Annotated in this window: 11 protein-coding genes; 5 read left to right on the forward strand and 6 right to left on the reverse strand. The window is 36.4% G+C overall.

What is annotated here, in order from left to right; translation table 11 throughout:
- Window positions 1-10: 10 nt before the first annotated feature.
- On the reverse strand, window positions 11-1,153 hold the full coding sequence (locus BC6307_RS04215) for an MFS transporter (protein WP_066420216.1): 1,143 nt from the start codon (window positions 1,151-1,153) through the stop codon (window positions 11-13).
- A gap of 438 nt (window positions 1,154-1,591) precedes the next feature.
- Here BC6307_RS04215 and addB point away from each other — a divergent pair, with 438 nt between their 5' ends.
- From addB to BC6307_RS04240, 5 genes are all read left to right on the forward strand, one after another.
- Window positions 1,592-5,107 (forward strand): helicase-exonuclease AddAB subunit AddB, encoded by a 3,516-nt coding sequence (gene addB / locus BC6307_RS04220; protein WP_066420214.1) that lies wholly within the window; start codon window positions 1,592-1,594, stop codon window positions 5,105-5,107.
- 1 nt (window position 5,108) lies between these two features.
- Window positions 5,109-8,858 carry a helicase-exonuclease AddAB subunit AddA gene (addA, locus tag BC6307_RS04225; RefSeq protein WP_084380677.1) on the forward strand — a complete coding sequence of 1,250 codons (3,750 nt, stop codon included), beginning with the start codon at window positions 5,109-5,111 and terminating at the stop codon, window positions 8,856-8,858.
- A gap of 409 nt (window positions 8,859-9,267) precedes the next feature.
- Entirely contained in the window at window positions 9,268-10,449 is a 1,182-nt protein-coding gene (locus BC6307_RS04230) for an exonuclease SbcCD subunit D C-terminal domain-containing protein (protein ID WP_066420912.1), read from the forward strand.
- Entirely contained in the window at window positions 10,446-13,847 is a 3,402-nt protein-coding gene (locus BC6307_RS04235) for an AAA family ATPase (RefSeq protein WP_066420913.1), read from the forward strand. Before BC6307_RS04230 ends, BC6307_RS04235 begins: the two co-directional genes overlap by 4 nt.
- 18 nt (window positions 13,848-13,865) lie before the next feature.
- Window positions 13,866-14,177, forward strand: a complete 312-nt coding sequence (locus BC6307_RS04240) for an HNH nuclease-like protein HlpB (protein ID WP_066420915.1) — start codon at window positions 13,866-13,868, stop codon at window positions 14,175-14,177.
- A gap of 113 nt (window positions 14,178-14,290) precedes the next feature.
- On the opposite strand, the gene BC6307_RS04245 is transcribed toward BC6307_RS04240, so the two are convergent.
- From BC6307_RS04245 to gerPC, 5 genes are all read right to left on the reverse strand, one after another.
- Window positions 14,291-14,509 (reverse strand): spore germination protein, encoded by a 219-nt coding sequence (locus tag BC6307_RS04245; RefSeq protein ID WP_066420916.1) that lies wholly within the window; start codon window positions 14,507-14,509, stop codon window positions 14,291-14,293.
- 171 nt (window positions 14,510-14,680) lie between these two features.
- Window positions 14,681-14,899: a spore germination protein gene (locus BC6307_RS04250; RefSeq protein ID WP_066420917.1), complete on the reverse strand. Its 219-nt coding sequence runs from the start codon at window positions 14,897-14,899 to the stop codon at window positions 14,681-14,683.
- Between the two features lie 20 nt (window positions 14,900-14,919).
- A complete protein-coding gene (locus tag BC6307_RS04255; protein WP_066420918.1) occupies window positions 14,920-15,291 on the reverse strand; it encodes a spore germination protein GerPE in 372 nt (123 codons plus the stop codon).
- Between the two features lie 11 nt (window positions 15,292-15,302).
- Window positions 15,303-15,479: a spore gernimation protein GerPD gene (locus BC6307_RS04260; RefSeq protein ID WP_066420919.1), complete on the reverse strand. Its 177-nt coding sequence runs from the start codon at window positions 15,477-15,479 to the stop codon at window positions 15,303-15,305.
- Window positions 15,476-16,108: a spore germination protein GerPC gene (gene gerPC, locus BC6307_RS04265; protein ID WP_066420921.1), complete on the reverse strand. Its 633-nt coding sequence runs from the start codon at window positions 16,106-16,108 to the stop codon at window positions 15,476-15,478. Before gerPC ends, BC6307_RS04260 begins: the two co-directional genes overlap by 4 nt.
- Window positions 16,109-16,208: the final 100 nt, after the last annotated feature.

Raw genomic sequence — 16,208 nt, forward strand, 5'->3', positions numbered from 1 at the left:
GCTAGTCACGTTATTTAGCAGCTTCTTTCATTTTCTCTTGTTTCACGCTAGTGATAAAAATAATATTAAGGAACGCCCAAGCTATTAAAAGATACAAAACGTGCTGAAACGAGAGCACATCACTTATAATTGGTCCGAATGCCGTACCAGTTAACAAAATAAATGAATATAACGAAATAGCATTTGCCCGATGTTTTTCCCCTAAATAGCCGATATACGAAATGATGCTCGGGATAATGATGGAAATGCTTGCAACAAAGACAACAGAAAATATAGAAACAATAAGTGGGGATTTCGACAGAGCTATTAAGATTAAAGAAAGGATCATCATTACGAAACCGATAATAATCGATCGTTGCATACCTACATATTTCGTTAATTTACTAACGAAAAGGGCAGCAACTGTACCAATTAATCCGATAGCTTTAACGAATGTCATGGATTCTGCTTCGTAAAAACGGTGTAATGACTCGTAAAAAGATACGAACGACAATAGCAAGGAAAAAACGATAAGATAACAATAAATGAGATTGCGATTGGATAATAATGCTTTATATTGAGAAAAAAGCTGTGAAGACTCTTTTTGTTTCCTCTCAGTGGGCAATAAAAAAATGAGAGCTAATATAAAAAGTAAACTATAAAGAAGGGCAAAAAAGAAAAACGAGGCTTGCCAATGCCAAATGGAACTAACGTAACTACTTATAAGAGGCCCAACTACACCTGAGACTAAAAAGCCCATATTAATGAGCGCGATGATTAAAGTTCTTTTTGTTTCTTTAAAGTGGTCAAAACAATAGGAAAAAGCAACAGGAGCAAAAGAACCGAGAATGAATCCTTGTAATGCTCGAAATAAGTAAAGTGTAAATAGATCGGAAGAAAATGCGACAAGGAGCGTAAAAAGTGCACTACCGAGCATACCGTATGTTAAAACGTTTTTTCTACCGAATTTTTCCGATAAAGCGCCAAACGTTAATAGGCCAAACGCGTAAAAGAAGCTAAAAACACTGCTTCCTAATACCGTTTGAGAAACGGATACATTCCAATCATTAGCGATTAAAGAGTACAGTGGGATAAGTATATAAATATTACAAACAACCGCAATAGCCATTATAACTAACAAATACCCCGAGAACCTGTATCGATAATCAAACAATAAGATACACCTCCTCCAATATAAAATATGTTAGGATTAGGGAAAAAATGTTATGAAGAAAAACTCACAATCTAACCTTCCACAAGTGTGTATTTTTAGTTTTTCTAGTACCAACAAAATTGGCTAATTGATTATGTTGTTGTAGCAATAAAGCTTGAAGCCGTGAGTGGAACGGAGCGGAGGGAACTTGACTCCCTCCCCGCGGAAAGCAAGTTCCCGTAGCGAAGAGGAACGGACTAAGTTTTAACCACACTTAATTTTAGTGTAAGCCCCATGCAGTACCATTATTTACTGCAACCAGGAATGGAAATGTAGTCCCATTGTTTAGTAAAATAGAAGATGGAGAAAATAATAGAATCTTGTATCATATTGAAAATGCAACTCGAAATGTAAAAACAACTGACATTTATAAAAAGAAGAAAGAACGGGGGTGGAGGCATGTCTGTACGTTTTGTCCTAGGTAGAACAGGTAGCGGAAAAACAGCTTGGACATTAAATGAAATAATGAACGAACTAAAACAACAACCAGTTGGAAACCCAATTATATATTTAGTTCCAGAGCAAATGACATTCCAATCAGAATATAAATTAGTCCAAAACAAAGAACTTCAAGGGATGGTCAGAGCGCAAGTATTTAGCTTTACACGTTTAGCGTGGAGAGTGCTTCAAGAAGTTGGAGGAATAAGTAGATTCCATATCGACCAAACCGGACTACACATGATCTTGAGAAAAATAGTAGAAGAGCACAAACAACAGTTTCAAGTGTTTGGTCGCTCTGCGGAACAATTTGGCTTTATTGAACAAATGGAAACAATGTTAACGGAATTAAAAAGATATTGCATCACACCAGAAACGTTAAACGAGAAAATTGGTCGAATTGAACATGACGATCATATTTCTGACCATGAGAAAATGTTGTCAAAAAAACTAACTGATATTTTAGTTGTATATCGTCAACTAGAAAGTTTACTTGAAGGTAAATACGTAGATGGAGAAGATTATTTAACATTACTTGCTGAAAAAATAAAAGACTCCAACTACTTACAACAGGCACACATTTATATCGATGGATTCCATAGTTTTACACCGCAAGAATACACGGTTATTTCGGAACTAATGCGAACTTGCCCTAGCGTAACAATAGCTTTAACGATAGATAAGCCATATAACGAAGAGGCCCCATACGATTTACATTTATTCCGTATGCCTGGTGTCACCTATCAAAAGCTTCGTCAGCTTGCAACAGAAGTAGGATGTGAAATAGAAGAGCCATTTATGAAAGAAAAGGGTTACCGATTTACTCAGTCCCCTTCACTCCAACATTTAGATCGGTTTTTTGATGTGCGACCAACTGTAACGTATGATGGGGAGCTGCAATTATCTATTTTACAAGCAGTTAATAGGCGAGCAGAAATAGAAGGAATTGGACGAGAAATTGTATCGTTAGTCCGTGATAAAGGTTATCGTTACCGTGATCTAGCAATTATTGTTCGTAATAGTGCGGACTATGTTGATTTAATTTCGACGATATTTAAAGATTATGAAATACCGCACTTTATTGATGAAAAACGAACGATGCTTCATCATCCATTAATTGAATTGCTGCGCTCAACGTTTGAGACAATGACAAATAATTGGCGTTACGAATCTGTTTTCCGTTGTGTAAAAACCGATTTGTTATTCGATAAACAACATTCTATTTTAGAAATGAGAGAAAAAACAGATCGATTAGAAAACTATGTTTTATCTTACGGAATACAAGGGACAAAGTGGACAAATGAGAAGCCATGGAAATATATGCGTTACGCCAATATAGATGCTGAAGGACCATACGTACAAACGGATGAAGAGATTAAATATGAAAAAGAAATAAACGAATTACGTCAGTTGATTGTCAACCCAATTTTAACTCTTCAAAAGCGATTAAAGAGGGGAAAAACAGTTGAAGCATATTGTCACGCCGTTTACCAATTTATGGATGAGTTACAAATAGCCCAAAAGCTAGAAAATAGAATGAAACTTGCAGAAGAAAATGGCAACCTAAAACAAGCAAAAGAACATGAGCAAGTGTGGAAAGCTGTTATTCATCTACTCGATCAAATGGTGGAATTAATTGGAGAGCAATCGATTTCTTTATCACTATTTTCAAAGATGATGGAAAGTGGTTTAGAAGGCATGCGTTTTAGTCTTGTTCCTCCAGCAATCGATCAAGTAATCGTTGCAAACTTTGATTTGTCACGTTTAACCGAAATTAAGCATACGTTTGTTATCGGCGTGAACGAAGGAGTTATCCCTGCTAAAGTGAAAGAAGAAGGGTTCATGACGGAAGAAGAACGGGAGCTACTAACTTCCTATGGGGTAGAACTTGCACCAGGAAGTTTAGAGAAATTGCTAGACGATCACTTCCTTGCTTACATTGCGTTTTTAAGTGCGAGTGAGCATTTATATATAAGTTACCCGCTAGCGGATGAAGAAGGAAAATCATTACTTGCTTCCAGCTATATAAAAAGAATAAAAGAAATGTTTCCTACTATTAAGGAAAAGGTTCTGTATAATGAACCAACAGATTTACCACTAGAAGAACAGCTATCATTTGTGCACACTCCAAGAACGACCATTTCTCATCTTGCTGTTCAATTACAAGCATGGAAAAAGCATTACGGTATTAAAGATATTTGGTGGGATGTGTACAATTATTTAGTCGAACATGATCAATATAAAACAAAAACAGAGCGTGTTTTAAATAGTTTATTTTACCGAAATGAAGCTAGTAAATTAAAAGAAAACATTAGTAGAGAACTATACGGAGAACATGTACAAGCAAGTGTTTCTCGAATGGAAATGTTTAATGCGTGTCCTTTCTCTCATTTTGCTTCACACGGTTTAAAACTTCGAGAAAGAAAGTTATACAGGTTAGAAGCTCCGGATATTGGGGAGCTGTTTCACTCTGCATTAAAACATATATCCGAGCATTTACGTAAAGAGGGCCGTGATTGGAAGTCATTGACCAATACTGAATGCGAGATTCTTGCTGAAAGGGCAGTTCAATACTTAGCGCCAAAGCTTCAATCTGAAATACTATTAAGCTCAAATAGGTATCATTACATTAAAAGAAAGCTCCAAGCAATTATTTCACGTGCTTCTTTCGTTTTAAGTGAGCATGCGAAAGCAAGTAAATTCACACCAATTGGACTAGAACTTGGCTTTGGACAAAAGGCAGAGCTTCCACCAATTACATTTACATTACCTAACGGATGCACGATGGAATTAGTCGGTCGTATCGATCGAGTGGATAAAGCGGAAAGTTCTAACGGTGTGTTACTTAGAATTGTTGATTATAAATCTAGTGATAAAACGTTAGATTTAACAGAAGTATATTACGGACTAGCCTTACAAATGTTAACGTATTTAGATATTGTTATAACCCATTCAAAATCGTGGATTGGCTATGAAGCGAGCCCGGCAGGTGTTCTATATTTCCACGTGCATAACCCGATGATTAAAACGAAAGGGATGCAAGATATAGAAGCGATCGAAGAAGAGATTTTTAAAAGCTTTAAAATGAAAGGCCTACTTCTTGGTGACCAAGAGACGATTCAGCTTATGGACGAAGGCTTAGAAGAAGGTCATGGCCATTCGAAAATTATTTCTGCAGGCTTAACGAAAAAAGGTGGTTTTCATTCGTACTCTTCTATCGCTAGCGATGAACAGTTTGATCAGCTTCGTGGACATGTTCGTGCCGTGTTTGAAGAAGTAGGTTTATCGATAACGAACGGTGAGACAAGTATTAATCCTTATAAGTTGAAAAATAAAACACCATGTACGTATTGTTCTTTTAAATCGGTCTGTCATTGGGATACATCGTTGGAAGAAAATGAATATAGACCACTTGAGCCACTTGCAAAAGAAGACTTATTTACACAATTAAAGAAACCGAGAGGAGGGGATGAGTAGAATGATGGAGCTATATCCGAAACCAGAGGGAAGTAAATGGACAGATGATCAATGGAAAGCGGTCGTTTCTAGTGGTAGGGATATACTAGTTGCAGCTGCTGCGGGGTCAGGTAAAACAGCTGTCCTAGTAGAAAGAATGATTCATAAAATTGTTAACGAGCATGTGGACGTCGACCGTTTATTAGTTGTTACTTTTACGAACGCATCTGCAGCAGAAATGAGACATCGAATTGGAGAAGCGTTAGAAAAGACGTTAGAAGCGAAACCTGCTTCCCTTCACTTACGCCGGCAGCTTAGCTTATTAAATAGAGCTTCCATCTCGACCATTCACTCTTTCTGTTTAGAGGTTATACGGAAGTATTACTATTTAATTGATATTGATCCGAGTTTCCGAATCGCTGATACGACGGAAACGCAATTGATGCAAGAAGAAGTACTAGAGACGTTATTTGAAGAAGAATATGGTAAAGAGGGGAATGAACCGTTTTTCGATTTAGTAGACCGTTTTACGAATGATCGCAATGACGTTGCCCTTCAAAAGCTCATTTTAGATCTTTATGATTTCTCGAGAGCTAATCCTTCTCCAGCAGATTGGTTAGATGCTATGGTTGGGTTATATGAGACAGCAAACGTACAATCGTTGGATGAATTACCGTTTATTCAACTGTTAAAAGAGGACACATTACTGCAACTAGAAGGAGCAAAGGCTCTATTAGAAAAAGCTTTAGACGTTTGCCGAGAGCCAGGGGGACCTGCACCACGAGCAGTTAATATTGAAGAAGATTTAGAAATGGTAATGCAATTCAGTGGTGCACTTCACCATTCTTGGGAAGAGGCATACAGCATAGCCCCAACGATAACGTTCGGAAGAGCAAAGTCGTGTCGTGGAGATGAATATGATCCAGCGTTACTAGAAAAGTGGACAAAGCTACGCGATAAAGCAAAAAAAGCTATTAATAAAATAACAGAAGAACTTTTCTCTAGAAACCCAAGTTCATACTTAAAAGATTTACAAGAGTTAGCACCTGTAATGAAAACATTAGTTTATGTTGTTAACCGATACGGTGAATTGTTCAGTGAAATGAAGCAAGAAAAAGGGTTAGTAGACTTTTCTGACTTAGAGCATTTATGTTTAGATGTTTTAGGTCAACGAGATGAAAGTGGACAACTTCAACGAACAGAAGCTGCTTGGAGATATCAATCTTATTTTAAAGAAGTTTTAGTAGATGAATACCAAGATACGAATATGGTACAAGAAGCGATTTTAAAATTAGTAACAAAAGATGATGAAGAAACAGGTAATATGTTTATGGTTGGAGATGTAAAGCAATCGATTTATCGATTCCGATTAGCAGAACCGTTTCTTTTCTTAAGTAAATATAAACGCTTTACGGTAGAAGGAAAAAGTACTGGGCAAAAAATAGACTTAAATCGAAACTTCCGTTCACGAAAAGAAGTTTTACACGCTACTAACTTTGTGTTTAAACAAATTATGGGTGAAAAAGTTGGAGAAATCGTCTATGACGAAGATGCTGAATTAAAATGGGGCGCAAAAGATTATGAAGAGCATGACAACACGGAAACGGAGCTCCTTTTAATTAATCGCTCGACAGATGAGGAAGAAAATGAAGAAGACGGAACAGATGAAGTGAGTACTACTTTTAATAAAGCGGAACTAGAAACAGCTCAAGCTGAAGCAAAGTTAATCGCAAAAAAAATAAAAGAGCTAGTTCAATCTGGATATCCGATTTATGACAGAGATGCGAAAAGAATGCGTCCAATTAAATTTCGTGACTGTGTTATTCTACTTCGTTCCATGCCGTGGGCACCACAATTTCTAGAAGAGTTTAAGCAAGAAGGAATTCCGCTGTATGCGAATTTAAGTACAGGTTATTTTGAAGCAACAGAAGTGGCCATTATGTTATCACTATTAAAGGTGATTGATAATCCATACCAAGATATCCCGTTAGCATCTGTGTTACGATCGCCAATTGTAGGACTTGATTCCAACGATTTAGCGGTCATTCGAATCCAGCAAAAGCGTGGTACTTATTTCGAAGCGTTAATGAAATTCCATCGTGAATCCGCTGCAACTGCAGAAGAGGAAGCGTTGAAAGAAAGAGTAGCACATTTTTTAGCGCAGTTACAAATCTGGAGAACAGCTGCTAGAGAAGGTGGCTTATCAGAATTAATTTGGCAAGTGTATAAAGATACGAACTTTTACGATTTTGTCGGAGGAATGCCTGGTGGAAAACAACGTCAAGCAAACTTGCGTGCATTATACGATCGTTCCAGACAATATGAATCTACTTCGTTCAGAGGGCTCTTCCGCTTTTTACGTTTTATTGAAAGGATGCAAGATAGAGGAGAAGATTTAGGTGCGGCACGTGCATTAGGTGAACAAGAAGATGTTGTACGTTTAATGACCATCCATTCTAGTAAAGGACTGGAGTTCCCAATTGTTTTCGTTGCTGGGCTTTCAAAGCAATTTAATATGATGGACTTAAATAGCGGTTACTTATTAGATAAAGAGTTTGGACTAGCTTCACGCTACGTAAATCCAAAACTTCGTATTACGTATCCGACCATTTTACAATTAGCGATGAAACGAAAAGGTAGAGCACAGCTATTAGCAGAAGAAATGCGTGTATTATACGTAGCGCTAACACGTGCTAAAGAAAAACTTTACTTAGTAGGAACATTAAAGGATTTAGATAAATCGTTAGACTCTTGGAACGAACATGCTAATACTCCATCTTGGTTACTTCCAGATTTCGCGAGAGCTCAAGCAAAATCTTATATGGATTGGGTTGGACCCGCGTTTATCCGACATAAAGATGCAGAAAGCTTGCGAACGGATTTATCAAAAATTCCAGCCGACATTTTAGAGCATCCTGCAAAATGGAAAGTGACAATTATGTCGATTCAAGAACTTTTAAAAGAGATAGAGGAAGATAAACAAGAAGAGCAAGCATTAACAAAATTAGTAATGGAAGGTAGTCCAGTTCCGATCGAAAGTGAGGAAAAGGAAAAAGTAAAAGAGCATTTACAATGGGAGTATCCTTTTCTACAAGCAAGTCAAGTGCGCTCAAAGCAATCTGTATCGGAGTTAAAAAGGTTAAAAGAGCCGGAAGATCCGTATGCTGACCAAGCACTGAGCCCAACGAAAATGCGTTTCTTTTTAGACCGACCAAAGTTTATGCAAAATAAAAAATTAACGCCAGCTGAAATTGGTACTGCAGTCCATGCTGTCATGCAGCATGTAAAAGTAACAGAAGGAACAGAAACGGAAATACACAATCAAATATTAGCAATGGTTCAAAATGAAATAATTACGAAAGAACAAGCTGAAGTAGTAGACGTATCCTCCATACTTGCATTTTTTAAAACGGAAATTGGACAACGTCTACAAAATGCAACGACCATTTATAAAGAAGTGCCGTTTAGTTACGCATTACAAGCGGATGAATTGTATAAAGATAATAAGTTAAGCGGAGAAACCGTCCTTATGCAAGGGGTTGTTGACTGTCTATTCGAAGACGACCGCGGTATCGTATTACTTGACTATAAAACAGATACGATAACTGGCCGTTTAACTGAAAAAGATGATATTGATACAACATTAATAAAACGATATGAACAACAACTTGCTTATTACAAACAAGCAGTAGAAAATATCTGGAAAAAAGAAATCTCCGAAGTATACTTATACTTCTTCGACGGAAATCGATTAATAAAAGTAGAACAATAACATCACAGAAAGAGGTTGTCCAACATGGAAAATACAAACCATGACAACCTCTTTCTTAATGAGTATGTTAGTACATGTTTTAAAACTAATCTATTTTGGTAGACCCTATGCAAGTGAAGTTGTACACCAAGGTGCTTGAAAATAGGATCTGGTTTATAACCAAATTTACCTTTCTAGATTTAGAGCCGAGAGTGGAACGGAGCGGAAGGTGCGAGACTCCAGCGGGAGTAGCGTGAGCCTTGAGACCCCGCACGAGCGTAGCGAGGAGGAGGCTCAAGCCACGCCTAAGGATAAGCGAGCACCTGCAGCGAAGTGAAACGAACTAATTTATAACCTCAATTCTATTTTCAAGGAAGGTTTTAAAAAAATAAAACATTTAAATCAATTACAAGAAAGTAGGGATCACATAATGCGCATTTTGCATACAGCAGATTGGCATTTAGGAAAAACATTAGAAGGGAGAAGCCGCTTAGAAGAACAAGCCCAAGTTTTATCCGAAATGGCAAAAATAGTAGAAGAAGAAAAAATTGATGTAGTATTAATGGCCGGAGACGTATACGACACCGTAAACCCACCTGCCCAAGCAGAAGTACTCTTCTACGAAACATTACAGCAATTGTCTAACAACGGAAAACGACCAATAGCTGTTATAGCAGGAAACCATGATAATCCTGACAGACTCATCGCCTCAAGCCCATTAGCTACAAGCCAAAACATTTCACTGTTAGGTTATCCGACAAAAACAACTCAATCCATTTATGTACCATCAGCAGATGAAACGTTGCGGCTAGCTTCCTTGCCGTACCCTTCTGAATCACGCTTAAATGAAGTGCTAGGAGACGAATTTGAAGAAAAAGCAATACGTAACCATTATGACGAAAGAATACGTCAACTATTTGCTCAAATGGGTGAAGAGTTCACGCCAGACACAGTGAACATTGCTATGAGTCACATTTTCGTTGCAGGAGGTAGCTCTACAGATTCAGAGCGACCAATTGAAGTTGGGGGAGCATTTACAGTTGCAGCTGAAAGCTTACCAGAAAAAGCTCAGTATGTTGCATTAGGACATTTACATCGACCGCAATTTGTAAAAAGAGCGAAGACAGCTGCTAGATATTCAGGGTCACCACTTGCTTATAGTTTTTCAGAAGCTAGTTACACGAAGAGCGTTACAATTGTCGATGTGAAACCTTCTGAAGAAGCGAAAGTAGAGGAAATCTACTTATCTAGCGGAAAACCGCTTGTAACATGGAAAGCAAAAAATGGTGTACAAGAAGTTTATCAATGGCTTGATGAGAAAAAAGATTATAATGCTTGGATTGATTTAGAGCTTCATGTTACGAACGCTCTTTCCATGGATGAAATTCATAGACTTCGGAAACAACACGAAGGTATTATTCATATCCGCCCAATATTTCCGGAAATGGAAAAGGAAATAATCGAGAAGAAAAAAGAGAGTTTGACGATGGAACAACATTTCCGAAATTTTTATGAAAAGCAAACAGGTGGAGCGAAACCAGAAGACGAATTAGTTCATCTGTTTTTAACCCTATTAAATGAAGAAGAAACGAAAGAGGTGGTGGAACAATGAAACCTCTACAACTAACCATTGCTGGACTCCATAGTTTTAGAGAAAAGCAAACTATTGATTTTGAAGCTTTATGTGAAGGTGGAGTATTCGGTATTTTTGGTCCAACCGGTAGCGGAAAATCCTCTATATTGGATGCAATGACGTTAGCACTTTATGGAAAAGTAGAACGTGCATCAAACAATACTCAAGGGATTATGAACCATGCGGAAAATGTTTTAGAAGTTTCTTTTTTATTTGAGCTTGAAAATGGATCTGGTGCAAAACGATATAAAGTGGAACGGACTTTCAAACGTACAGATGAAGTTCGGGTCAAATCTGGTATTTCTAGATTAGTAGAATACAATGGGACAGAACAAGTAGTACTTGCTGATAAAGCGAGTGATGTAAACCAGTTAGTACTTTCTATTTTAGGATTAACGATAGATGATTTTACGAGAGCAGTTGTATTACCGCAAGGAAAGTTTGCTGAATTTTTATCCCTAAAAGGTGCAGACCGAAGACAAATGCTACAACGGTTATTTCACTTAGAAAAGTACGGGGATGAATTAAATAGAAAAATAAAAAATGAATTACAAGACAAAACGATTACCCTAGGTGAAATTACTGCCGAACAACAAGGTTTAGGTGAAGCATCAAAAGAAGCGGTATTAGAGGCAGAAAAAGCGTATAAAGAAATTTCTGCTACAGTAGAAAAGGCAGAGCAACAATTATCGCAACTAGAACAAAATTTTGAAGAACAAAAGAAAAAGTGGGCTTGGCAACAAGAAAAAGAGAAACTGGCCGGAAAAATTCGGATATTAATAGAACAAGAAGCGGAAATTGCTTACTTGGAATCTAACGTAAAAAAAGCAGAAGAAGCAAAGTTTTTACAGCCTATTTTAGAAGATTTAAAACAAGTAAGGGATAATCTACGCCAGTGGGAAAAAGAGCGAGACAATGTCCATAAACAGTTACAAATTGTTAAAAAAGAATTGGATGAATCTTCTGAAGCGTACGAAAAAATACGAGAAGATAAAAGAATATTACACCCACAACTACTTGCAAAAAAAGAACAATTAGTACGTGCTACCCAATTAGAACAAAGAATAGAAGAATGGGCTAAAATACTAGACGAAATGACAATTGATCTAGAGCGTAAAGAAAAGGTGTTAATTCAACAGCAAAATGAAATAAACAAACTAACCGACACATACAATCGTGCAGTTGTGAAACAAAAACAATTAAAAGAAGAACAGCAAAAAGTTTTGATTCCGATGGAAAAAGTAGAAGAAGTGGAAATGGCCTATGAGCAAAAGCAGCTTATTCTTCAAAAAGAAAATGCGTGGAAAGAAGCTCAAACGGACGAACAAGAAATATTTAATAAGTTACAATCTTTTCAGTTACAAAATAGGAAATCAGAAAAACAAGTAGATGTCTTAAAAGATAAGTTAGTCCAACTTTTTCGTAAAGTGGAAAAGTATTATCATAGTAGCTCTAGTATAGAAATTTATTTAGATTGGCTACAAGATGAAACAAATAGACGTTATAAAATAGGGAAGCAAAAAGTTGAAAAAGAAAATCTAAAAAGACTTGCCCATGACATTTCGCGAGAGTTAAAAGCAGGAGAACCGTGTTTAGTTTGTGGATCTACAACTCATGAAGGTGGCATTGTTCATTTGCATGAGGAACAAGTCGAAAATGAAGATGTCGCTAATTTAGAAGCAATGTTAACCAAAATTCAAAAAGAAAAACAGTTAAATGCTACGATAAAAGTTAAGTATGAGCAACTAGCGTATGAACTACATGACGTATTGAAAGAGGTAGAAGTAGAGTCGACTTCGTTCCCCCAGATGGAAATTGATCATAAAGAGCCAGTAAGTAATGAAGAATTACACACTATTTTTCAAAATCAAATTATTCAACATAAAGGGCTAAGACAAGACTTTATCCAATTACAACAATTAAAAGAGGATTATATAAGCAATTGGAGAAGTACGATTACTCAACAAGAAAAATATGTTGATGCTATTAAAATGTATGAAGAGCAGTGGGGTAAATGGAGTAAACGACTTCAAGTATTAAAAGAAGAAATTGAAACTGCAACAACTGAGTGGAACAAGAAGTTTTCTACTTATGGATTTGAACAAATCGAAAAAATCTTTTCTGATATTCGAAATAAACAAAAACAAGCTCAGGAGTTTAATAATCGAATTGAAAAAAGTATAGAATTTATTGATCAAAAAGAAAAAGAGCTTCAACTTATGAAAGAGGTATACGTACAAGCTGAAAAAGAGATGTTACAGGCTGATTCTACAAAGAAAGAAAAGCATTCTCAAAAAGAACAACTAGAAAAAGAGTTGTTTGAAATAGTTGGAATGGAGTCAGCTTCCACTTTAATGAATAAAAACGAAAGACAAATAAACGAATTGTTACAAAAAGAAGAAGAAAGTTATACTCGTTGGCAAAAGTCGCAAGTACAATTCCATGAAATGAACAATAAAGAGAAGCAAGCGGAGCAAATGATTGTCGAGACCTCTAGTAGACTTCAAACTTTAGAGACGAAATGGAACGAGCAATTGGAACAATCCATATTTACAAAAGCTGACGAAGTAGAAGCATCCATCCCATTTATAACGAAAAAAGATGCATGGAAACAAAAAGTAGATGAATATTGGGATAATCGTAAAATTTTAGAGAAACAATTAAAAGAGCTTGTTGAATTAATTGGTGAAACCGAATTACGTGAAGAAGAGTGGATCAGTTTAAATGAAAGGTTAGCAGAGCAGAAGAAAGAAGTCCGAGCGCAGATGGAAGCGAAAAGTGCTGCCTACCATTCATTAGCATCATTACAAGAGAGACATCAACGATACGAAGAACTTGAAAAAACAAAAGCGATCATTACAGCAGAGAAAGACAAGCTACAAAAATTACAGTCTGTTTTTAAAGGAAATAGCTTTGTTGAATATTTAGCAGAAGAGCAACTGATGCAAATTAGTGTGGCTGCATCAGAACGTTTAGGAGCATTAACACATCAACGTTATGCATTAGAATTAGATTCTCAAGGTGGATTTGTAATTCGTGATGATGCGAATGGTGGAGTAAGAAGACCTGTTTCAACTCTTTCGGGTGGGGAAACGTTTTTAACTTCTTTAGCACTAGCTCTATCATTATCTGCACAAATTCAGCTTCGAGGCGAATATCCGTTGCAATTTTTCTTTTTAGACGAAGGGTTTGGCACACTAGATGCGGAACTGTTAGGCGGAGTAGTAACCTCGTTGGAAAAACTACAATCCGATCATTTAGCGGTTGGAGTTATAAGTCATGTTGCCGAGTTACGAGCAAGATTACCAAGAAGATTAGTCGTTACCCGTGCAGAACCATCCGGAAAAGGATCAACGGTGAAATTAGAGACTTTATAATGAAGGTGGCTTTACAGTATGGCAAGGAAGAAAAAGGAAGTAGGAGTATGCGAGTTATGTGAAAGAGAAAAGGTAGAAATAACCGTTCATCATTTAACACCGAAAGAAATGGGCGGGACGTTCATGCCAAATGCTACTCTTTGTATTCCTTGTCATAAACAAATTCATGCGTTATATACAAATGAACATTTAGCTACAGAGTTAAATACGATTAGTCAATTAAAAAAAGAACGAAAAATGGCTGCCTTTATAAACTGGATACGAAAGCAGCCAGCTACAAGAATACCGGTTATAAAAAAATCAAATGAAAGAAAAAAACGTAAAAAATAAAGCGTGAGGCTACAATATGCCACATGCTTTATTTTTTGTGCCAAATTAATCATTGACCATAATGAATTTTTGAAAAAACGGGATTATATAGGTGAACAAAGAGCCATCAGTTTCTAATTATTTGCAGCGATGTTCTGATCATTAATATCTGGATCAATTGTGTTCGTTGCGCTTAGGCCGTTATTTGTAATAATAACGTTACCAGTATTAAATGAACCGGAACCTGCAGATGTTTTACTGGTACCTTTAGGAGAAACGTAAAAGGAATCGCCAAAGGTGACGACACCACCACTTATACTGTTAATGGCGACAGGACCTACTATTGCTGGCATAAAGAACATCCTTTACTTCGCTATTTATTATTACTATATGATGTATTATGAACTTTGTTCGCTTAATATAGTGTGTTACTTTTTGAAATGAGGATAGTTCCCTTTATGATTAGTATGTGTCCGTAACCAATAAGTTTAGGATAAACAATTTACCTATTTAAAAAACAAGTATTATTCATTCGCAACAATTTGTTGGTCGTTTACATCAGGATCAATTGTATTCGTTGCGCTTAATCCGTTATTTGCATTAATAAAGTTTCCAGTATTAAATGCGCCGGAACCTCCATGCGTTTTTCCAGCTGCTTTTGGACTTATATAAAAAGCGTCACCAAACTTTAATGAACCTCCACCAACACTATTAATTTGAACTGGCCCTACTATTGCAGGCATGTGGATTCCTCCTAAAAAATTTATTGTTCTCCACTACTTAACAATTGACGTATATGTTTTATTCGTGAATCAGCTTGAATTTGTTTATTAGCTCCCACTTGAAATACCGATGACGATGATATCCCTTTTATATTTACCGTATTAACGACAATATCACTGTTTGGGTTTTCAACTGTCATCCGAACATTTTCTGTAATTACTGGCTGTGGGATCGGTTTAGTAAAAAGACTAAAAGCAAGAAAATTTCCTTCGTTACCATAAAATAATGGATATTCACGTTTCACAGCTAGTGCACGTGCTTTTGCGTTTATATACGCGGAATCACCAATTGTTAAGTGGGAACTAAAAGAAAGTGCATGAATATTAATATCGTCTACCTTTGAAATCCTCATATATGAAACTCCTATTCAACAGTTAACGGGACAAATGGACCGATAATTAATGATTCTGGAGGAGTGTCGAAGATCGAGGATAAACAAATATTATGTGTATCTCCAATTAAAAAAACGGAAGAGGAAGAAACACCAATTAAATCTACGTGTTGTACTTGAATCCCATGATTTACGACGTGGAAATTCATGATGAAGCATCTCCTTTATTAGTTGGTAAATTTTTAATAAATGTTGTAAATGCTACGTCCATATCTTTTTTGATTTGGTCAACTGCAGCATTTTTTATTTGATCATTACTATAGTTCTGCTTAATTGCTTCAGGAGTCAGTTCGTTTAAATAGAGGTTTATCTTTTTCGGTAATTGTTTCGCAATATCTTGAATCATAAAGTCATAGTAATGTTCTTCTAATGAACGACCGACATGATTGGCGGCGTTTTTGATTCTTTCGGTACCGTTTTTCGTTAAATAGTCTTTTAATTCTTTCTCAATTTGTAAAGCTACTTGTTCGTTTCGCTGTTGTGTTGGCACCTGTAAATTGTCTTGCGTTACGATAAAATCTTCAATAGCGCCAGCAGATCCTGGAGTTAGCCCGATATTTAAAGTCCCTTCAAGGGTTTCTACTTTTAACTGATCAAATTTATATTCAATTCGTTCAATATTCATTGTTGGTTTTTCTTTTAATTGGATGATCTCTTTTTGCATTGTTTTTAATAAATCTTCTAATGCGGTAATTTGCTTATTTTGTTTTGTCACAATTTCTTGTAACGTTCTTATTTTTTGCTGAGAATCGTTCACATATTGTTGGAATGGAAACATACGATCACCCCTTCGTTTAATCTAGAAATAGGCAAAATAAAAAGAAGCCTACTATACATTATGCATCGAAGAAAAATGGGTGAATGCCTAGTTCTCCAAA

The sequence above is a fragment of the Sutcliffiella cohnii genome, assembly GCF_002250055.1.
Lineage (GTDB): Bacteria > Bacillota > Bacilli > Bacillales > Bacillaceae_I > Sutcliffiella > Sutcliffiella cohnii.

Coding starts and splice junctions, on each gene's coding strand:
- addB (WP_066420214.1), top strand. CDS start 1,592: ATGTCTGTACGTTTTGTCCTAGGTAGAACAGGTAGCGGAAAAACAGCT.
- addA (WP_084380677.1), top strand. CDS start 5,109: ATGATGGAGCTATATCCGAAACCAGAGGGAAGTAAATGGACAGATGAT.
- BC6307_RS04230 (WP_066420912.1), top strand. CDS start 9,268: ATGCGCATTTTGCATACAGCAGATTGGCATTTAGGAAAAACATTAGAA.
- BC6307_RS04235 (WP_066420913.1), top strand. CDS start 10,446: ATGAAACCTCTACAACTAACCATTGCTGGACTCCATAGTTTTAGAGAA.
- BC6307_RS04240 (WP_066420915.1), top strand. CDS start 13,866: ATGGCAAGGAAGAAAAAGGAAGTAGGAGTATGCGAGTTATGTGAAAGA.
- BC6307_RS04245 (WP_066420916.1), bottom strand. CDS start 14,509: ATGCCAGCAATAGTAGGTCCTGTCGCCATTAACAGTATAAGTGGTGGT.
- BC6307_RS04250 (WP_066420917.1), bottom strand. CDS start 14,899: ATGCCTGCAATAGTAGGGCCAGTTCAAATTAATAGTGTTGGTGGAGGT.
- BC6307_RS04255 (WP_066420918.1), bottom strand. CDS start 15,291: ATGAGGATTTCAAAGGTAGACGATATTAATATTCATGCACTTTCTTTT.
- BC6307_RS04260 (WP_066420919.1), bottom strand. CDS start 15,479: ATGAATTTCCACGTCGTAAATCATGGGATTCAAGTACAACACGTAGAT.
- gerPC (WP_066420921.1), bottom strand. CDS start 16,108: ATGTTTCCATTCCAACAATATGTGAACGATTCTCAGCAAAAAATAAGA.